Source organism: Paraburkholderia phymatum (genome assembly GCF_040965635.1).
Taxonomy (GTDB): domain Bacteria; phylum Pseudomonadota; class Gammaproteobacteria; order Burkholderiales; family Burkholderiaceae; genus Paraburkholderia; species Paraburkholderia phymatum_B.
Genome location: NZ_JBFRCH010000014.1, coordinates 49,400 through 69,054, shown reverse-complemented (window position 1 = coordinate 69,054; position 19,655 = coordinate 49,400). Strand labels below are relative to the sequence as shown.

The 19,655-nt window shown below is 63.0% G+C and carries 19 protein-coding genes and 1 pseudogene; 11 read left to right on the top strand and 9 right to left on the bottom strand.

Annotated features, from left to right (window positions below):
• The first annotated feature begins 613 nt into the window (after positions 1-613).
• The 8 genes and pseudogenes from npdG to AB4Y32_RS22850 all read left to right on the top strand — a co-directional run bounded on the left by npdG (position 614) and on the right by AB4Y32_RS22850 (position 6,785).
• Positions 614-1,306, top strand: coding sequence for an NADPH-dependent F420 reductase (gene npdG, locus AB4Y32_RS22885; protein WP_368723534.1), 693 nt, complete (start codon positions 614-616; stop codon positions 1,304-1,306).
• Entirely contained in the window at positions 1,303-1,434 is a 132-nt protein-coding gene (locus tag AB4Y32_RS22880; protein WP_368723533.1) for a hypothetical protein, read from the top strand. The genes npdG and AB4Y32_RS22880 overlap by 4 nt, the downstream gene beginning before the upstream one ends.
• Complete coding sequence (gene cofC / locus AB4Y32_RS22875; RefSeq protein ID WP_368723532.1) at positions 1,431-2,057, top strand: 2-phospho-L-lactate guanylyltransferase; 627 nt, start codon at positions 1,431-1,433, stop codon at positions 2,055-2,057. Before AB4Y32_RS22880 ends, cofC begins: the two co-directional genes overlap by 4 nt.
• 52 nt (positions 2,058-2,109) lie before the next feature.
• Positions 2,110-2,355 (top strand): annotated as a pseudogene (locus AB4Y32_RS22870) (nitronate monooxygenase); the annotation flags it as partial.
• A gap of 157 nt (positions 2,356-2,512) precedes the next feature.
• Positions 2,513-3,166 (top strand): NAD(P)H-dependent flavin oxidoreductase, encoded by a 654-nt coding sequence (locus tag AB4Y32_RS22865; RefSeq protein WP_368723531.1) that lies wholly within the window; start codon positions 2,513-2,515, stop codon positions 3,164-3,166.
• A gap of 220 nt (positions 3,167-3,386) precedes the next feature.
• Positions 3,387-4,319 carry an AMP-binding protein gene (locus AB4Y32_RS22860; protein ID WP_368723530.1) on the top strand — a complete coding sequence of 311 codons (933 nt, stop codon included), beginning with the start codon at positions 3,387-3,389 and terminating at the stop codon, positions 4,317-4,319.
• A gap of 272 nt (positions 4,320-4,591) precedes the next feature.
• Positions 4,592-5,815 carry a tyrosine-type recombinase/integrase gene (locus AB4Y32_RS22855; RefSeq protein WP_368723529.1) on the top strand — a complete coding sequence of 408 codons (1,224 nt, stop codon included), beginning with the start codon at positions 4,592-4,594 and terminating at the stop codon, positions 5,813-5,815.
• Between the two features lies 1 nt (position 5,816).
• The gene (locus tag AB4Y32_RS22850) at positions 5,817-6,785 is read left to right on the top strand and encodes a hypothetical protein (protein WP_368723528.1); all 969 of its coding nucleotides are present in this window, start codon (positions 5,817-5,819) and stop codon (positions 6,783-6,785) included.
• 473 nt (positions 6,786-7,258) lie between these two features.
• On the opposite strand, the gene AB4Y32_RS22845 is transcribed toward AB4Y32_RS22850, so the two are convergent.
• From AB4Y32_RS22845 to AB4Y32_RS22820, 6 genes are all read right to left on the bottom strand, one after another.
• A complete protein-coding gene (locus AB4Y32_RS22845) occupies positions 7,259-8,257 on the bottom strand; it encodes a MurR/RpiR family transcriptional regulator (protein ID WP_368723527.1) in 999 nt (332 codons plus the stop codon).
• Positions 8,214-9,278 carry a C45 family autoproteolytic acyltransferase/hydolase gene (locus AB4Y32_RS22840; protein WP_368723526.1) on the bottom strand — a complete coding sequence of 355 codons (1,065 nt, stop codon included), beginning with the start codon at positions 9,276-9,278 and terminating at the stop codon, positions 8,214-8,216. The genes AB4Y32_RS22845 and AB4Y32_RS22840 overlap by 44 nt, the downstream gene beginning before the upstream one ends.
• Before the next feature lie 10 nt (positions 9,279-9,288).
• Positions 9,289-10,029, bottom strand: coding sequence for a glutamine ABC transporter ATP-binding protein GlnQ (gene glnQ / locus AB4Y32_RS22835; protein WP_368723525.1), 741 nt, complete (start codon positions 10,027-10,029; stop codon positions 9,289-9,291).
• Complete coding sequence (gene glnP / locus AB4Y32_RS22830) at positions 10,026-10,682, bottom strand: glutamine ABC transporter permease GlnP (protein WP_368723524.1); 657 nt, start codon at positions 10,680-10,682, stop codon at positions 10,026-10,028. The genes glnQ and glnP overlap by 4 nt, the downstream gene beginning before the upstream one ends.
• Before the next feature lie 23 nt (positions 10,683-10,705).
• The gene (glnH, locus tag AB4Y32_RS22825; protein WP_087739079.1) at positions 10,706-11,452 is read right to left on the bottom strand and encodes a glutamine ABC transporter substrate-binding protein GlnH; all 747 of its coding nucleotides are present in this window, start codon (positions 11,450-11,452) and stop codon (positions 10,706-10,708) included.
• Positions 11,453-11,786: 334 nt separating this feature from the next.
• Positions 11,787-12,692, bottom strand: coding sequence for a LysR family transcriptional regulator (locus AB4Y32_RS22820; RefSeq protein WP_087739080.1), 906 nt, complete (start codon positions 12,690-12,692; stop codon positions 11,787-11,789).
• Positions 12,693-12,824: 132 nt separating this feature from the next.
• Between AB4Y32_RS22820 and AB4Y32_RS22815 the strand changes: the two genes are divergently transcribed.
• From AB4Y32_RS22815 to AB4Y32_RS22805, 3 genes are all read left to right on the top strand, one after another.
• A complete protein-coding gene (locus AB4Y32_RS22815) occupies positions 12,825-14,246 on the top strand; it encodes a M20 family metallopeptidase (RefSeq protein ID WP_368723523.1) in 1,422 nt (473 codons plus the stop codon).
• Between the two features lie 11 nt (positions 14,247-14,257).
• Positions 14,258-15,568, top strand: coding sequence for an MFS transporter (locus tag AB4Y32_RS22810; protein ID WP_368723522.1), 1,311 nt, complete (start codon positions 14,258-14,260; stop codon positions 15,566-15,568).
• Positions 15,569-15,634: 66 nt separating this feature from the next.
• Positions 15,635-16,705, top strand: a complete 1,071-nt coding sequence (locus AB4Y32_RS22805) for a serine hydrolase domain-containing protein (RefSeq protein ID WP_368723521.1) — start codon at positions 15,635-15,637, stop codon at positions 16,703-16,705.
• A gap of 93 nt (positions 16,706-16,798) precedes the next feature.
• Here the strand turns inward: AB4Y32_RS22805 and ppk2 are convergent, their stop codons facing one another.
• The 3 genes from ppk2 to ampC all read right to left on the bottom strand — a co-directional run bounded on the left by ppk2 (position 16,799) and on the right by ampC (position 19,543).
• Complete coding sequence (ppk2, locus tag AB4Y32_RS22800; protein ID WP_439899823.1) at positions 16,799-17,953, bottom strand: polyphosphate kinase 2; 1,155 nt, start codon at positions 17,951-17,953, stop codon at positions 16,799-16,801.
• Between the two features lie 100 nt (positions 17,954-18,053).
• Complete coding sequence (locus AB4Y32_RS22795) at positions 18,054-18,275, bottom strand: YdcH family protein (RefSeq protein ID WP_368723612.1); 222 nt, start codon at positions 18,273-18,275, stop codon at positions 18,054-18,056.
• A 128-nt stretch (positions 18,276-18,403) separates the two neighbouring features.
• The gene (ampC, locus tag AB4Y32_RS22790) at positions 18,404-19,543 is read right to left on the bottom strand and encodes a class C beta-lactamase (RefSeq protein ID WP_439899826.1); all 1,140 of its coding nucleotides are present in this window, start codon (positions 19,541-19,543) and stop codon (positions 18,404-18,406) included.
• Positions 19,544-19,655 lie beyond the last annotated feature (112 nt).

The window sequence follows — 19,655 nt, the reverse complement described above, 5'->3', positions numbered from 1 at the left end:
CGCGTGCCGCTGATGCAGTGATTCGCCACACATGACGCAACGCCGTTCGCGATCGCGAACGCGTAGCTTCGACACGCCATGCGCTGTCGCGCCGACCACTTCGGGTTGAATTGCGCGCATGCCTTCTGTGGCCCCGAATCAGTCGCTCATCACTGTCTTTCGACGCTCTGCCGAGCGGTGCAACTACGCCCTGAAACGGGCGACGAGCGCTGGATTGCTTACACCTCTACACCCCCTCAAAGGACAGGGTGCGCACGAGACGTGTTGGCATAGCATCGCGCCACGAACTGCCAGATAACGGCAGCAATCCTCGAACCCGGTCGAGTCGAACAGGAGACAAGCCGCATGCATATCGGCATCAACATGGGGTACATCGCCACCCTCTGTCGCAACTGCGAGCGTTCGTCGATATCGCGAAGCGCTCCGGCTGCGTGACATTGAACCTCGATTGACCGTCGCTTGCGCGGGCACGGGCGGGACTGGCCATAAGTCGGGACCGTGACGCGTCCGGACTCGCGCGGCACGCCGAAATGCGCGCGGCGCCGAGGTACTCACAGCCAACACGACGCTGCCACTCAGGTCGCAGGAATCGAAAAGACACGCGAAGGACAACATGATGCGACAGGAAAAACCGACGATCGCCGTGCTTGGCGGAACGGGCAATGAAGGCAGCGGGCTTGCATTGCGCTGGGCGCAGGCCGGCTACAGGGTCATCATCGGCTCGCGCAACGCAGAGAAGGCTGTGCGCGTATGTGCCGAACTCAACGACGTACTCGGCCGCGCGGCGTTGACATGGCAAGACAATCCGACTGCCGCGCAGGCAGCCGACATCGTCGTGCTGACGGTGCCGTACGCGGCTGCACGCGCCATCGTCGATGAAGTGCGCTACAGGCTCGGCGGCAAGATCCTGATCGACGCGACTGTGCCGCTCGTGCCGCCCAAAGTCGCACGCGTGCAACTTCCCGAGGGCGGTTCGGCCGTCGCGCAGATGCAGGCGCACCTCGGTGCAGACGTGCGCGTCGTCGCGGCATTCCAGAACGTCTCGGCGCATCATCTGCGCGATCTTGCGCATGAGGCCGAATGCGACGTGCTGGTGTGCGGCGACGACATCGACGCGCGTGACACCGTGATCGGTCTCTCCCGCGCGATCGGCCTGCGTGCGTGCCATGCAGGGCCCATCTGCAACGCCGCGGCCGCCGAGGCATTGACGTCGGTGCTCATCGCCATCAATTCGCGCTACAAGATTCCGGGTGCGGGCATTCGCATCACGGGTTTCGAAGCCGATCCTCACGCGCGCGAGCAATGAAGCCGCGGCAACCTGTGCAGATCGTCTCGACGGCAACGGCAGCCGTCGCGTCTGTGTCAGCAGGCGCCGAACTCGCGGCACCCGTGCTCGATCCACTCGACCTGTCCGGCCTGAGAGCGAACGCATGAAACCCTGGCTCGTCGTACCCGTTCGATCCATACGCAGCGGCAAGCAACGCCTCGCCGACTTATTGAGCGAGCACGAACGCATTCGTCTGAACACGGCGCTCCTCGAACATGTGTTGGCCGAGGCCGCGCGGTTTCCCGGGCGCGCACGCACGCTCGTTGTGACGCGTTGCGCCGAAGTGGCGGCTGTGGCGCACAGGGCGGGCGTCGAATGGCTCATCGAGCGCAATCACACAGGGATGAACGGCGCCCTCGACGACGCACGCGCCCATCTTGGTACGAATCGCGGATCACGCCTGATGACGGTGTCGTGCGATCTGCCGTTGCTGTGCGCCGACGATCTGATCGCGCTGGCGACAGCCGTTCCCGTGGCAACCGGCGTCGCGCTTGCACGTGACCACACGGGTTGCGGCACGAACGCGCTATGCCTGCCCATCGACGTTCCGTTCGCGTTCGGCTTCGGGAAAGACAGCGCAGCGCGACACTGCGGCGCGGCAGCGCGAAATGGCTTGCCGGTTGTCGAGGTTCAACGGCCGGGGCTTGCCGTCGATCTCGACACGCCGGCGGACCTGCAAGCGCTGCGTTTCGTCGTGCTGTGGCTGTGGCCGCGCGCGCGGGCAGCGTAGGGCCGTACGCGGACTGCAAGCCCGAGCGCGGCGCACGGTGCGCCGTTTGGACATGAACACTCGCCGATGCAAACGACTAAGGAGCTCAACTTTGGAAACCCGCATTACACGACTGTTCGGTATCGATCATCCGATCGTTTGTTCAGGCATGAGCCACATTGCCGTACCGGAACTCGTCGCCGCGGTCTCCGAAGCGGGAGGGCTGGGCATTCTTGCAACGGCCCCGTTGACCCCCGAATCGACGCGCGAGTCCATTCGACGCGTGCGAGCGATCACCTCGCGGCCATTCGGCATCAACATCACGATGTTGACGGCGTTTGCGTCGGGGAACGTGCGCGTCGCGCTGGAAGAGCGTGTGCCCGTCGTGAATCTGTCGCTCGGGCGAAGCAAGGAAATCGCCGATGCCGTTCATGCCTACGGCGGCATGATCGTCAACACGGTTACGACCGAAAAGCATGCGCGCCGCGCAAGTGGCGGGTGCCGACGCGCTGATCGTGATGGGTCACGAGGCGGCCGGACACGGCGGCGCAGCGACGTCGCTGACGCTCGTCCCCGCCGTGCGCGATGCCGTCGAGCTACCCATCATCGCGGCGGGAGGGTTCGCTGACGGGCGAGGGCTGGTCGCGGCGCTCGCGCTCGGTGCCGACGCCATCGCGATGGGTACGCGCTTCGCGTTGTCGCTCGAAAGTCCGCTGCACGCAAAGGATACGGCGATCAGCAAGAGCGTGACCGACACGCTGTACAGCCCGAGTTTCGACGGGATTCCATGCCGTGTGATGGACACGCGAGCTGCGCGCAAGCGTGCTCGTCGCGCGATCAGTTTCATCGAAGCCGTGCCGGGTGCGTTGGCGAGCGCCGCCCAGCTCGGGATGTCCTTGCCTCAGATTCTCAGAATGGCGTGCGTGCGGCCTGCAAACCTGGTGCAAGTCAGGATCGGCGCATTGACGAAATCCACGCTGCTGTCCATCCATAAGGGCGACATGGAGCGCGGTATTTTGCCGATCGGACAGGTTCAGGGACTGATCGACGAGGTGCTGTCCGCGTCGGCGATCATTCAACGAGCACTCCACGAAGCAGAGGAGATACAGAACCGGATGGTGTCGGTTTGATCGCTTCGTTTTCGACATCGATGTGGCGCGCCGTTCGCGACGGATCGACCATGACGATGCACCCCATGTTAGTAAGGAATACAAATCAATAAATCGATCTGCATTCTTTTGTCGGCGGACGGGACGCGCAAGGGCGGCAGCGGTGCGACAGCGCAAGCCGGGCCGGAAGCGGCGGCATTCGTAATCACGTATTGAAACGAAACCAACTGGCGGAATGACTATGAAAGACAATTCAGCGGCATTTCTCAGCGAGCGGGAACTGATGATTCGCGAAACGGCAAGAAAGGTCGCGGCGCACGTCGTTGCGCCGACGGCTGCCGAACGCGATAGAACGTGCGCGTGGCCGCATGCCAGTCTGTTGCTTCCGACGCTGATCTACCGGCTGCTGGAATTGCAGGAGGCCACGCAGCACGATCTCTCATCGCTACGCACGCTGACCGACGGCGGCGCGCCGATGAGTCCCGCCAAGCTCAGGCAGGCACAGCAGCGGTTCGGCGATATTTTCGTGCAGCAGTACGGCTCGACGGAATGTCTCCAGGCCGTGACGTGCCTGACCAAGGCCGATCATCTTGTGGCAAGCGATGCGCAACTCGCTTCGGCCGGGCGTGTCGCACCGGGCGTGGATCTCAGGGTCGTGGGCAATGACGGCGTGGACGTGTCGCCGGGCCAGAGGGGCGAATTCTGGCTCCGTTCGCGCGCCACGGTGTCAGGCTACCTGCCCAATCTGGAGGGCACTGCGGCCGAGTTCGAAGACGGTTACTGGAAATCCGGCGACATGGGTTATATCGACGAGCAGGGCTTCCTGTATATCGTCGATCGCAAGAAGGACGTGATCATCACGGGCGGGTTCAACGTGTATGCGATCGAGGTCGAGGCTGCGCTGAATTCTCATCCGGCCGTGCAGAGGTCCGCCGTGGTCGGCGTGCCGCACGAGGAATGGGGCGAAGCGGTGCATGCCGAGGTCGTATTGCGGGCCGACGCCCAGGTGAGTCCAGACGAGCTGATCGAGCATGTCAAGAGCCGTCTTGGCCGGTTCAAGGCACCGAAATCGATCGACTTCGTTCAATCGCTTCCGGTGAGCGTGGTCGGGAAGGTGCTGCGTCGACAGGTCCGGGAGCAGTACTGGAAGGATCGCGCTCGAATGGTGTCGTAGGAGTCGCTCGTATGACTTGAGGGGACGCCCGGATGCGCGGGGAAGTTTGCGTGAGTTGCGTCCGATGCGTGTTGCGAATCTTTGGTTATGGCTGTGTCTTGGGGATGCGGGTTGGTGGGTTGGATGGTTGTTGCGGGCTGGTTATTTGACATAACATAAATTATCAACGTATGTGGTCAGTTTTAAAGTGTTGCGTGAAGGCGCACCGAGTCAGCAACCTGACACACAGCGAATGGTAAATTTGGCAGTTGCGTATTCGTCGCGAGCGGCCCGTGTTTCGTCAGCTCAACAGCAGCCTTGTTCCTGCAGCACTTCGTGGCCCGGTGTTGGTCGACAAAACCGGCATACCGCGCTATTGGTCTGCGATCTGGTCAGCGACGTCGATAGCACAGCTCGCCAGTTCAACGCTCACGCAGAAGCTTCGGTACGTTGAAAACCTGTATCAGCATGCGGACGACCTGATTGGCGCCAACGCGCTTGATGATGCCCTGAGTGGATTTGACGACCAGGCACTGGCGGCAATCCTCGAATCGTGGTTCATCTCGATCCGCAATCAGCCAGCGGTGACCAGTGCCGACGAAAATCGCTGGCAAACTGGCCTCGGGTTTGTAACCGACGTCATCACCTGGCTTTCCAGCGCCCGGAGCGCCGACGATCGGCTCCGGCACATTGAGCAGCGATTGCACCGGCTGTCTTCGCTTTACAGCCAGCTGCGCGTTCGCAGGCGCGCAGCGGTGGATGCGGTCCGATCGCTTCCAGCGAGTACCGTCGGAGCGCTGTACGCGCTGCTTGATCCGGAAGGCCCGCAAAATCCGTTTCTACGCATGAAAACGCGCTGGCGTGTCTACGTCGCATTTGTGCTGATGTTGCATCAGGGGCTGCGGCGCGGCGAGATCCTGCTGCTTCCTGCAGATGCGGTGAAAAGCGCCTATGACCAGAAGCAGAACAGGACTCGGTACTGGCTCAATGTTCAGGAAAACGGGTATGAAGATGACGATGGCGACCCACGGTATTCGAAACCTTCGATCAAAACCGTGCACTCCGTCCGTCAGGTGCCCGTCAGTCAGCTAACGGCCACCATAGTAGAGACCTACGTAGAAAACTATCGTGGCCGGCCCGATCACCCGTTCCTGTTGAACGCGCAATCCAATATGCCGCTCGCCACCGAAACGCTGACAAAGGCGTTTGCCCAGGTGTCGCGCTGCCTGCCGTCTGACGTATTGAATGAGCTGCAGGATCGTACTGGTAAGGAATCCGTAACACCTCATGATCTGCGCCACACGTGCGCGGTCGTTCGACTTCATCAGTTGCTTGAGCAAGGCGATTCAATGGACGAGGCACTGCAGAAAATGCGGACGTTCTTCGGCTGGTCAAGTAAGTCGGTCATGCCATCGCGCTACGCCCGTGCCGTATTCGAGGATCGACTTGCGAATGTCTGGAACGATGCCTTTGATGATCGGGTTGCCCTCCTGCGCGCCCTTCCAAAGGGACGTTGACATGAGCGGGTCGCAGATGCCGAGCGAACTGTTTCGCGCTCTGGACGCGGCGCAGAACGACCCTATTGAGAAGGTGCTGGCCGCCCTGCCCATTCTGCCTCCTGTCATCCGCTACTACGATGAATTCGATGACTGTGTGAGATCAATACCCGATCCCGAAGGTTCCGATTCGTTCGAATACATGTACGATGGCTCAAGAGGAGTGTTTGACTTTGCCCGGTTTGGGAGGGCCTACGGGTTACTTCTGAAACACGTCTTCGCATTTGTGCTCGGCGAGGACCTCAGCATGTCTACGGTTCTCCATGCCGTAGGCGGTGGCCTGCACATCAGCCGCGACGATATGGCGTCGGTGCTGAGCGCAACGCCGACCGGAATTCTCCGGCTGTGGAAAATCCTGCGCTCGCGGGACATGCCGACGACGGCCTACTCGTGCGTCAAGACGGTTCTCCGTATGCTATGTCGCCATCGGTTGAACGGCTGGTCTGAATCGTATCTGGAGTTCCTGAGTGCGCTCCCCTGGCCAGCAGGGGACGCCTATGCGGGCGTTCGATCTGGAGACGCGTTTCTCTCAGTCGACGAGGAAGCGAGCATTGTTCGATACCTGGACGGCATTGCCGATCAGGTTGCGACGGAATCCGGACGCGCAGCGGGAGCGTTACCTCCTGCATTGGATGAAGCAGGCATGTTGCTGTGCGCCTACATTGGCGGCCTGCTTCCCCCGGTACGGTATATCGGGGAAAGAAAAGGTGTACTGACTGTGCTTCTCGCACCCGACGTTGTGAGGAACTGGGAAGCGGACAGGCTGGAACAGTATCGCGACGACATCAACGACATCTGCCAGTGCCTTGAGGACCCGTGGACGCGCAGGTCGATAGCGCCGATGATCAGGATCATTCGATCATCCACGCATCACGCGCAGACGTCGCCGTCTATCTCAAAAATATCGACGTGCTGTGGCGTCTCGGCGTGAACCCCAAGACGCAAGTCGGCTAGTGGGCAGCCGGGGGCGCAACAACGGGGCGGCAAGAGAGCGATCTTAGGTGAAATCCTGTTGCGTCAAACCGCAACAAAAACCGAGGCCGCCTGCACGCAACAGGCCACACCCCAAAAACTGGACATCCTGTGGATAACTTGGCCGCCTTACCCGTTGAAATATAAAGAAAATCCGAAAAACTAAAACCGACGCAACAGCAAGCCATACATACCAAGATTCAACTTTTCTGTTGTAGCGGCTAAATGGTAATGTCCGCTTTTAGCCAAGTTGAAATGTCCGCTTTTCGGACCATCGGAGGACATTTCAACTTGGCTGGACAGCGGACATTTCAAAATAGCTTTGACATCTGTTGTAGCGGCCAAGTTGCACTGCTGACCGGACGCCGGTTGTTATGGCTCTTTGGCAACACGCGCCATCAATCCTCGACCGGCTCCCAAGAAACGCCCGAATCACCCCGTCTCAATCCCCAACGCCGTGATCAACCGCTCGCGCCGCGACAACGCCTGCAACGACCGTTTCCCCAAATGCGTCGCGACCAGATTCAGCAAGCCTTCGCAAAAGATCAGATAAGCGCCCATGCTGTTGCTGAAAAAACTGCTGTCATGCGGAATCAGAAACGCGTGGCGCGCGGGCGGTACCAATGGAGACGCAAGCGTATCCGTAATCGCGATGACGGTCATACCGGCCTCGGCGGCTGCCACCGCGGCCTCGGCAACGCTGCGCGTATAAGGCGCGACGCTCGACACGACCACCACGTCGCCCGGCTGCAGTTGCGCGAGTCCTTCTGCCACGCCGAGTGCTTGCGCATCGAGCAACGCGACATCCGTCCGGATCATCCCGAGCCCATAACAAAGAAAGCTCGCAAGCGCGCTGAACTGGCGCAAGCCATGCACGCGAACCCGCGGCGCGCCCGCGAGCAACGCCGCCGCGCCGCGCAGATCGTCAGGCGACAGCCGCGCAAGAAACGTCTCGACGTTGCCGATAGATTCGCGCGCCAGTTGCGCGACGACCTCGACCTCGGGCGACGTTCCGCCGTTCACGGGCGTCTGCGTGCGCGCCTTTTTCCCCGCGACGAGCCGCTCGGCCTGATGCGTATAGAAGTGCCGATGGCGCTGTGCGAGCGAATCGCGAAACACGCTCTGAAAATCGGCGAACCCGGTATAGCCGAGCTTCGTGCTGAGTCGCGTGAGCGTCGACGCATTCACGTCCAGGGCCGTCGCCAGATCGGTGATGGTGCGCACGGCCACTTCCTCCGGCCGTTCGAGCAGTCTCGCGAGCACCGTATGCGCCTTGCCGCCTAGCGACACACCCGCCTCGTCGCGCCCGATGCGCACCACCAGTTCGCGCAGTCCGTCGACGCTGCGCGGCACGCTTCCCCTCGTTTCCGGCGCCCTCGCCTCATCGTCATTCAGAGCCGTGCGGCGTGTCTTGCGTTTGTCTGTGTCCATCGATCAGTCGATACCTGGGCGGCCTGCCTGGCTGTTCATAAACGTCCCATTCTATGTGAGATGCCCTGATCACGATATCGGCGGTGGCGAGCGTGTTCTCGTCGTCCGGGTCGGCGGGGTCGGCGCGATAGATCGGCAGCGACGCGCCGTGCGTGTCGGCGAGAATCGCAAGCGGATCAGGCGTGCGCCCCGCTTCGCGCGTCTTGTTCAACAGCGCGTCGCCGCGTGCCTGCCGGTCGCGCGACGAATCGGTCACGACCTGCGGGAAATCGCGCATCGACGGATGGATCGCGTGATTCGCATGCAGCGATGGCTGCGTGATCTCGCGCACCGAAAAGCCGTGTGCGCTGAATTCGACGCTCAGCAGCGCAGGACTCGCGCAAGCCCCGAGCGTCAGATGGAAACCGCCCGCGCGCGGGTTATCGCGCAGCACGGCAAGCGCGGCATCGACGCTCGGCGCATCCAGCACCGCGCGCGTGAGCACCATGCGCGGCACACCCGCCTCGACCCGGCGCTGCCGCAGATTGTTGACCGTCATCGCGAGGCCAGCGTCCGTCACGGCGAACGTATGCCCCGGCAGCGAGCCCGGATACACGAACGCCGTAAAGCCCGGACTGCCGGCGATGCGGCACGCTGCAAGCGCGCAATGTCCCGCGAAACCGGGATCGCCGTCTTCGTTGTGGCTGATGCGCTTTTCCGCTGCAAACGGCAACTGCACCGTCGTGCATCCATCGGGCGACGCGGCCCAGACGTCACCGCGGCAGTTCCAAAGAAAGACGTCGTCGAACGGCGCGCGCAGGCCGTCGGCGAGCCCTTGCAACTCGGACCAGATGCGCGGAAACCGCTGCTGCACGTGCGCGGCCATCGCGGCTGCCATCGGCGTGCCGCGCCATTGCATCACGTTGTGCCATGCAGGCGCATGAACCAGATGACGATGCACGGCGTCGGCGCCGAAGCAACCTAACGCCTGGCCCGCCTCATAAGGCGAGCCGGAAATTTCGATGAATCCAAGTGCTGGCATGTGTGCGAAATTATTCGACGTGTTGAAGGAAATCACGCAGGCGCTGATTCGGCGGATTGTCGAGCAGTTCGGCGGGCGGTCCGTCGACGGCGATATGTCCGTGCTCCATGAAGATGAGCCGCGTGCCGACCTTGCGCGCGAACGCCATCTCATGCGTGACCACGACCATCGTCATGCCCTCTTCCGCCAGCGACTGCATCACGCGCAGCACCTCCTGGCGCAGTTCCGGATCGAGCGCCGAAGTGGGCTCGTCGAACAGCATCAGCTTCGGCTTCACGGCGAGAGCGCGCGCAATCGCCACGCGTTGCTGCTGCCCGCCCGACAACTCGCTCGCGTAATGATCGACGCGTCCCGCGAGGCCCACCTTTGCGAGCAGTTCGCGCGCAAGCGCCTGCGCTTCGTCCTTGCGCGCGCCGCGCACCTGGCGCGGACCGAACGCGACGTTCTCGAGCGCCGTCATTTGCGGAAACAGATTGAACTGCTGGAACACCATGCCCGCTTCCCTGCGGATCTCGCGGACTTTTTTCGCCCCGCCCCGCACGCTGATGCCATCGACGATCAGATCGCCTCCGTCGATATGCTCCAGCGCATTGATACAGCGCAGGAGCGTCGACTTGCCCGAACCCGACGGACCAATCAGCACCACGACCTCGCCCGCGCGGATGTCCAGATCGACGCCGTCGAGCACTATCGTCTGCCCGAAGCGCTTCGTCACCTGCTTGAATTCCACCATGTTGGCGAGCGCGTTCATAGAATCCGCATCCTCTTTTCCATCGTGCGCAGACAGAACGTCAGCACACCGATCATGCACAGATAGATGACGGCCACGGCCGTCCAGATTTCGACCGCGCGGAAGTTCGCGGCCATGATCTCCTGCCCCTGACGGGTCAGTTCGCCGACGCCGATCACGATGAAGAGCGACGTATCCTTCAGGCTCACGATGAATTGATTGCCGAGCGACGGCGTCATGCGCCGCACGGCGACGGGCCCGACGACGAACGCCAGCACACGCCACATCGGCATGCCGAGCGCGAGGCCCGCTTCCTTCAGGCCGCGCGGCACCGACAGAAACGCGCCGCGCACGATCTCGGCGATATACGCGCCCGAGTTGACGATGATCGACACGACGGCGGCCGTCATCGCATCGACGCGCACGTTCAGCAGCACGGGCAGCGCAAAGTAGATGAACATCACCTGCACGACGATGGGCGTGCCGCGTACGAATTCCACGTACGCGAACGCGATCTTTTGCACGAGCGCGTTGCCGTAAGCGCGCATCAGGCCGAACAGGAAGCCAACGAGCATGCCGCCCGCGAGGCCCACGATGGTAATCAGCACCGTGAGCCGCGCGCCCTGTAACAGCGCAGGCAACGCATTGACGACGACGGACAGATCGAACTGCATGACTTCTCTCCCGAGGCCGCTTATCAGGACTTCGCCGGCTCGACGCCGAACCACTTCTTGTAGATCGCCGCATAGCGGCCATCGGCCTTGATCTTCGCAAGCGCCGCGTTGACCTTCGGCACGAGCGCACTGCCCTTCGGGAACGCGATGCCGTATTGCTGCGCCATCATCTGCGGACCGACTGCCTTCACGTGGCCCTTGCCTGCCGTGTTGATGTAGTAGAGAACGTTCGGCGTGTCGTGCATGGCCGCGTCGACGCGGCCTGTCTGCAACTCCAGGTACGCGTTGTCGATGTTCGGGAACTGGCGCAGGTCCGTACCAGCGAAGTGCGCTTTCGCGTAATCCGCCGACGACGTGCCTGTCTTGATCGCAAGCGATTTGCCCTTCAGGTCGTCCGGGCCCTTGATCGTGCTTGCGACGGGCACCATCAGCGTGAAGCCGCTGTCGTAGTAGCCGTCCGAAAAGTCGATCACCTTCTTGCGCTCGTCCTTGATCGTGATGCCTGCGAGCGCGACATCGACGTTATGCGTCTGCAACGCGGGCAGGATGCCGCTGAAGTCCATCGGCTGCAGCTTGTAGTCGATCTTCAGATCTTTCGCGATGGCCGCCCACAAATCGATATCGAAGCCGACGTACTTGTCGCCCTGCTTGAATTCGAATGGCACGAACGCCGTATCGCAGGCGACCAGCAGGGTCTCTGCCCTCGCCGCATGACCAAGGACGGAAACAGCGACCAGTGCGGCCGCGGCGAGCTTTGCTACAAGTTTCATGACGACACCTTCTGCGTTGGTTGATGAAACGACAGGGAACGACAGCAAGTCGATTTGCGCTGAGTATCTTCTCGCAAATTTATTTGCGCAATAGGGGGCGTACGCAAATTTGCTTGCGAATTGGGTATACCCTGGCTTTGGGGGCGGCCACGGTGTCGTGTGTGCGGGGCGGGACGCCGCGGTGCGCGATTGCTGCCGACCCTCACGCGAGTCGCACAAAAGGCTGGAACTTCAGGCTGAAGGCAAACGAAAGGAAGCGTTGCGTCGGGAGGCGAGACGCATGCTCGAAACCTGTTGGATTGCTAACGGGGGCGCGGTTTATTCACGCCCGCCATCAATCGACGATCGCCGGCTCCTCGATCGCCCGCGTCAGCAGATCGACAAACGCCTGCATCACCTGCGGCAGCGTACGACCCGCCATCGTCTGAACTTGCAGCGTTCGCTGATGCAGTTCAGGGTTCGTGATCGGCACAGCCGCGAGCCCGTCGGATTCCAGGCGGCTTCTGACCGTCAGATAGCCCGTCAGCGTCACGGCGTCGGTGAGCCGCACGAAGCTCTGCAACGCCGCGTGATAGTTGCTCACGAACACGGGCTCGAAGATCAGCCCTTCGAGGCTGCACGAAATATCGAACAACTGCCGGATCGTCACGCCCTGGTTGTCCATCGCGAGCGGCCACGGCGTGAGATCGCGCAGCGACACCGACTCGCGCGCCGCAAGCGGATGGCCACGCCGCACCAGCGCGAAGATCGGCGCGCGCTGCGAATAGTGCACGTTGATCTCCTTCTCCGGCGCGATGCTGAAGCACACGGCGATATCGGACGTGCCTTCCCTCACCCGCTGCGTCGCCACGGATGGCGCCGACACGTCCAGTTGGAAATGCGTCGACGGATGCGTCTTCAGAAAATGCGCGAACACTTGCGGCAGAAAATGCGGCGCGACGCCTTCGGAACTGGCGACGCGTATCGTCGCGCGGCCGCCCTCGTTCAGCCCGCGAATCTCGTCGATCACGCGCTCGCTTTCGAGCAGGCTGCGCCGCGCATGCTCGGCGAGCAGCCGCCCCGCATCGCTCAGCACCATGCCGCGCGGACGCCGCTCGAAAAGCGGCGTGCCCAGTTCCTCCTCGAGCTTGCCGATCTGGCGGCTCAACGCCGACACGGCCACATACAGCCGCTCGGATGCCTTGCTCAGCGACCCGCTGCGGGCCACCTCCAGAAAGTAACGCAGTGCCGTGCTGTCCATGTCAATGGGTCGTGTGCTTTGCCGTTTCGGCAACGATTCGTGGCAAATATTGTAATTGTGCAGAAATATCGGCGACGGCAGGATCGGCCCAAGAGTTTTCGATAAACCCGCGCCCGCAGAGGAGACACGCAGTTGACCCGTGACATCGCCATTCAAAACGCGGCCGGCCAGTACGATTCCGGCCGGTTTCTCGACGACCTCCGGCGCCGCGTCGCGTATCGCACGGAGAGCCAGGAGGCCGACAGCGGCGAGCGCCTGCGCGGCTATCTCGACGACGAACTGACGCCGCTTCTGACGCAATGGGGCTTCGCCTGCCGCGTCGTCGACAACCCCGCCAAAGGCGCGGGCCCCTTCCTGATCGCGCATCGCCACGAAGACGATGCGCTGCCGACCGTGCTCAGCTACGGCCACGGCGACGTCGTGCGCGGCTACGACGCGCAGTGGCGCGACGGCCTGACGCCGTGGGACGTGACCGTCGACGGCGAGCGCTGGTATGGCCGCGGCACCGCCGACAACAAAGGCCAGCACAGCGTCAATCTCGCCGCGCTGAAGTCCGTGCTCGATGCGCGCGGCGGCAGGCTCGGCTTCAACCTGAAGCTGCTGTTCGAAACGGGCGAGGAAGTCGGCTCGCCGGGCCTGCACGAACTGTGCACGCATTTGCGCGACGAGCTCGCCGCCGATGTGCTGATCGCCTCCGACGGTCCGCGCCTTTCCGCGCATCGTCCGACGGTGTTTCTCGGATCGCGCGGCCTCGTCAATTTCAAGCTCGAACTGAAGCTGCGCGACGGCGGCCATCACTCCGGCAACTGGGGCGGCCTGCTGCGCAATCCGGGCATCGTGCTCGCGAACGCGATCGCGTCGATGGTCGATGCGAACGGCAAGATCCTCGTTGAAGGACTGCGCCCGCCGCCCATTCCCGATGCGGTGCGCCGCGCGCTCGGCGATATCGGCGTAGGCGGCAATCCGGGCGAGCCGGCTGTCGATGCCGACTACGGCGAGCCTGGCCTCACGCCGACCGAGCGCGTGTTCGGCTGGAACAATCTCGAAGTGCTCGCGTTCCGCACGGGCAACCCCGACAAGCCCGTCAACGCGATTCCGCCGCATGCGATCGCGTACATGCAGATCCGCTTCGTCGTCGGCACGGACTGGCGCAACCTCGAATCGATCGTGCGGCGGCATCTGGATGCGCACGGCTTCGGCATGATCGAGCTCGAAGTGGAACGCGGCGCGCCCGCGACACGCGTCGATCCTGACAACGCGTGGGTCCAGTGGGCGCTGCGCTCGCTGCGTCAGACGACGGGCGAAGAACCCGTGCTGTTGCCGAACCTGGGCGGCACGCTGCCCAACGACGTTTTCGCCGACGTGCTCGGCATGCCGACGCTATGGGTCCCGCATTCGTATCCCGGCTGTTCGCAGCATGCGCCGAACGAACATCTGCTCGGCCCCGTCGTGCGCGACGGGCTGCGCATCATGGCCGGTCTCTTCTGGGACCTCGGCGCGACGGGTACCGACGCTTCCAATCCCGCACCGCATATTTCGACAACCCTTGCATGAGGACGTCGCAAATGAGCATTGACTCCGTATCCGCGCATCACGCCCCCCACGGCGCGCAGGCAGCCACGCACGCGCCGTCGCGCGCGAGCGTCTCGCGTCTGATCATCGCCACGTCGATCGGCAACGCGCTCGAGTTCTACGACCTGATCGCGTACGGCTACTTCGCGACCACGCTGTCGAAGCTGTTCTTCCCCGTGCACAACGCGACGGTGTCGCTGCTGCTCACGCTCGGCACGTTTGCGCTGTCGTACCTCGCGCGGCCCATCGGCGCGCTCGTGCTCGGCTCGTACAGCGACCGCAAGGGACGCAAGGCGTCGCTGACGCTGTCCATCGCGATGATGACGCTCGGCACGGGCATGGTCGCGCTGATGCCGACTTACGCGGCGATCGGCATTCTCGCGCCCATCGGCATTTTCCTGTCGCGGTTGCTGCAAGGCTTCTCGGCGGGCGGCGAGTTCGGCAGCTCGACGGCATTTCTGATCGAACATGCGCCTCAGCGCAGCGGCTTCATGTCGAGCTGGCAGTTCTCCAGCCAGGGCGCGAGCACGCTGCTCGCGTCGGCGTTCGGCGCGGTGCTGACGGGCATGCTCACGCAGCCGCAACTCGAAGGCTGGGGCTGGCGCATTCCGTTCCTGTTCGGCATGCTGATCGGCCCTGTCGGCCTGTATATCCGCCGGCGGATCGACGAGACGCCCGAGTTCGAGCGCATGGAAAAAGCCGAATCGCCCGTGCGCGAGCTGCTCGCGACGCAGAAGTCGCGCGTGCTCGTGTCGATCGGCGCGCTGGTGCTGACGACGACGGCCAACTACATGATCCTCTACATGCCCACTTACGCGTCGCGGCAACTCGGCCTCGCGCCTTCGTCGGGCTTCATCGCGACGCTGATCGCAGGGCTCATCGTCATGGTGCTCACGCCGTGCGTCGGCCACTGGTCGGACAAGGTGGGCCGCACGCGCATCATGCTCGGCGCGGGCGTGCTGTTCTTCGTGACGGTGTATCCGGCGTTCATGTTCATCAACGCGCATCCGTCGCTGCCGACGCTGCTCGCCGCCGTCATCTGGGTCGCGCTGCTGAAGGCCACCTACTTCGCACCGATCCCCGCGTTGATGGCCGAACTCTTTCCGACGCGCACGCGCACGACGGGGATGGCGATCGGCTACAACATCGGCACGACGGTGTTCGGCGGCTTCACGCCGCTCGCGGTCGCGTCGCTGATCGCGCTGACGGGCAACAACCTCGCGCCCGGACTGTATCTGATGCTCGCCGCCATCGTGAGCCTGCTGACGCTCGTCTGGGCGCGGGCGCGGCTCAACGCGCATTGAACCCGCGGGCGCGATCAGTCGACGCAATTGACTCAACATCACGAATACGCAACGAAGCAGGCACGCATGCAACACGATTTGCAACAAGAAGTCCTCGACGCCATCCAGTTTTCCGTCGATCACGAATCCGCGTGGGATCGCAACGCCGATGGCAAGTTCGGCGTGCACGTGAACGATCCGCCGCCGTGGAACCGGCTGCTCGGGCCGATTCACGATCGCGGGCCGGTGTCGGGCGCGATTGCCGTTGACGGCCGATTGCTCGCGACGTGGGGCGAGCCGGATCGCGCCGACCTAACGTTCAGCATCGCGAAGACGTATCTGGCGCTGCTCGCCGGCGTCGCGCACGATCGCGGCCTGTTGCCCGATCCTGACGAGCCCGTGCGCCTTCGCGTGCCGGGCATCGGCTTCGACGATGCGCACAACGCGCCGATCACGTGGATGCACTTGCTGCAGCAGACGAGCGAATGGCAAGGCAAGTGTTTCGGACTCTCCGATCAAGCCGATCACTACCGCGCAGTCACATTCGCCGACCCGCCCGACGGCAAGAAAGGCGACTTGCGCCCGTTGCGGCGCCCCGGCACGTACTGGGAATACAACGACGTGCGCATCAACCAGTTGTCGCTGGCGCTGCTGCATCTGTTCGGACGGCCTTTGCCCGAGGTGTTTCGCGAATCGGTCATGCGGCCCGCGGGCGCGAGCGAGAACTGGCAGTGGGTGGGTTATGACGATGCGTGGGTCGAGATCGGCGGCGCTCGCGTGCAGTCGGTGCCGGGCGGCTCGCACTGGGGCGGCGGGATGTCGGTCAGCGCAAACGATCAGTTGAGGATTGCACAGATGCTGCTCGACGATGGCCTCGCCAATGGGCGCCGCGTCCTGTCGAGCGAATGGATCGCGTGGATGCGCACGCCTTGCGCACTCGCGCCCTTCTACGGCGCGCTGGTGTGGCTCAATACGGCACGGCGAGTGTTCCCAAGCGTGCCGGAGTCGAGCTACTTCGGCGTGGGCGCGGGGAGTTCGTTCATGTGGATCGAGCCGGAACGACGGATCGCGCTGATCGTCCGCTGGCTCGATGCGCAGTTCGCGGACGCGTTCTTCGGCAAGATGCTGCAAGCCGTCGATGCCGTGTGCTCGCGATAACGCGCGATGATCGTTGTGTGCGATACGCGGCGCCGCTGATGTTTATCGCGGCGCGCGCATCACGCGTTGTCGCAAGCGATGCCGCATCGACGGCTACATCGCCCGTCCGACGATCAGCGGGTCCACAGGGCCGATCACATTGAGGTCGCGATTCGCATACGACAGCTTGTGCAGCACGAAGCGCATCGCGTTGAGCCGCGCGCGCTTCTTGCAATCGGAACGCACGACCGTCCACGGCGTGTCCGCCGTATCCGTGTGCGTGAACATCGCTTCCTTCGCCTGCGTGTACTCGTCCCATTTGTCGAGCGACGCGAGATCGACGGGACTGAGCTTCCATTGCTTGAGCGGATGCACCCGACGCTCCTTGAAGCGCCGCGCCTGTTCCTCACGGCTCACCGAAAACCAGAACTTCACGATGTGGATGCCGCTTTGCGCGAGATGCCGCTCGAATGCAGGCACCTGCTGCATGAACTCGGTGTACTCGGTCTGCGAGCAGAATCCCATCACCCGTTCGACGCCCGCGCGGTTGTACCATGAGCGGTCGAACAGCACGATCTCTCCCGACGTCGGCAGATGCTGGACGTAGCGCTGGAAATACCACTGCCCGCGTTCCTGCTCAGTCGGCTTTTCGAGCGCGACCACGCGCGCGCCACGCGGATTCAGATGCTCCATGAAGCGCTTGATCGTGCCGCCCTTACCGGCCGCGTCGCGCCCTTCGAAAAGAATCATCACGCGCTGGCCCGTTTCGCGCACCCACGCCTGCAGCTTCAGCAGCTCGACCTGCAATCGATACTTCTGCTTCTCGTACGCCCTGCGCGACATCAGGTTCAGATACGGATAACCGCCCTCGCGCAATGCGGGCGACAGTTCGTCGTCGGGATGCCGGCTCTTCTTTGCCGACCACGTGGCCGGATTGCCCTCCAGCAGCAGGCTGCGCAACGCGGTTGCTTCGTCGGTGGACATGCCGTCCATCAGGGTCTTGACGGTATGGAGCAGGGTCTCACTGCCCTGGTCCTGGCGTTGCTCCGCATGGGCTTCGATCACGGCTTGCACGCTGTTGGCGAGCAGGTCGTTGGCGGCAGCGATTGCGTGGCTCGTCTGCGCAAGCTCCGCCGACTTTGTCGTATGCCCCGGCATCACGTCGCCGCGCGATGCGCGACGCGCGCCGGGTTCACGTGCTGAGTGCGCCGTCGAAGGCGTTTCCTGTATCTGTACGTTTGGATTGTCGTGCTGCGCTGTCAACTTCATTGCCTCCCGTTGGCGTTGAACTCCGAACCGTCCGCATATTGCGGCGCGCCATCTACACGCGCATGCCGGCTCTCACATCTCTTCTTGCGGCTGCCAGTCGTCACGCAGCGGCGTTGGCTTTTCGGAGGATGGCGTAAAGGCTGTCCTTGAGCCGCAGCTTCTCTTTCTTCAGGGCTTCGATGCGAATGCTATCGGTGGGCGCGACACCCGTCTCCATGTTGTGAACCTGATGGTCCAGTTCATTGTGCCGTTCGAACAGCCGGGCGAAATGCGCATCTTCGTTTTTCAGGCGCGAGATCAGATCGCGATACTCGGGAAACATGGCCACTCCTCGTACGGTGTCGGTTAATCGCTCGCACGCATTGTCGCATCGCGAATGGCCTTCTGAAATAATGCGGATGGCTAATTACTGCGTCGTGTGGTCGCATTCAATCCGCGTCAACTGGATGGTCAGCGTCCGGCGCCATCGAGCGCCGTCAGGATCCGATATGCGGCGGCCACTCTGTCTGCGATCGGAAAATTTCTGTTCGCGAGAATCACGATGCCGAGGCGCTTTGCCGGAACGAACGCCACGTATGAACCGAAGCCGTTGGTCGACCCCGTCTTGTTGATCCAGACATTGCCCTGCGGCGCGAGAGGCGGCTTGATTGCAGTCACGGGCGTCGCGTTGAGCGCCATCGACGGGCTGTTGCCCTCCAGCAGCGACTTCAAAGCGACGGGATACGGGTACTGTTCCCAGATCAGATCCTGGGTCATCGGCCCTGCCGTGAAGTAGCCGGTGTGCGTATCCGTGATCGCGCGTTGCAGTTGCCCATCGAGTCTGATCAGCCCCATGTTGGCGTCGATGAAACGGAGCATGTCGGCGGCCGTCGACTTCACGCCGTACGCTTGCGGCGCAAGCACGCCGCCCGCCATCCGGATCGGCTTGCTGTCCTTCGTATAGCCCTGCGCGTAATCTGCGGCGCGATCGACGGGAACGTCGATGAAGCTGTTCTTCATTCCCAGCGCGGGAAAAAGTCGCCGTTCGATCAGCGCCGTGAAATCCTGTCCCATGCTCTTCGCCGCGATCAGGCCCAGCGTGCCGATGCCGGGGTTCGCATACGTGCGATACGTGCCCGGCGCATACGTGGGACGCCACGCGTTGAAGTAGCTCATCAACTGGCTTTCGTCGTGGATGTTGTCCGGCACCTGAAGCGGCAGGCCGCCCGGCGTATGCGTGCCGAGATTGAGCAGGTTCACGCGGCCGAACTGGCTGCCGCGCAACGACGGCAGATACGTCCCGACGCTATCGGACAGCGCGAGCCGATGGTCGACCTGCGCCCAGGCCGTCAACGTCGCCGTGAATGTCTTGCTCACCGAGCCCAGCTCGAACAGCGTGTCGTTGGTGACGGGCGTGCGGGTTTGCGTCGACGCGACGCCATAGTTGATCACCCACGGCTTGCCCGCGTCGATGATGCCGACAGCGACGCCCGGAATCCTGTCCTTCTCCATCAGCGGCCGGATGGCCTCGTCCACCGCGCGCTGGACGCGGCCAGGCGGCGCATCGGCCGCGTGGCTCGCGCCCGGCATCGCGCACAGCGCGCCGAGCATCGCGGCCGCGACGGGTAGCGCCGACCTCCCGGCGCCCAGCGCCCGAGATGCAACATCAGCTATCGCACTACCCCATACCGTCATCATGCACCGTTGCCGCGTCATCGTTGTG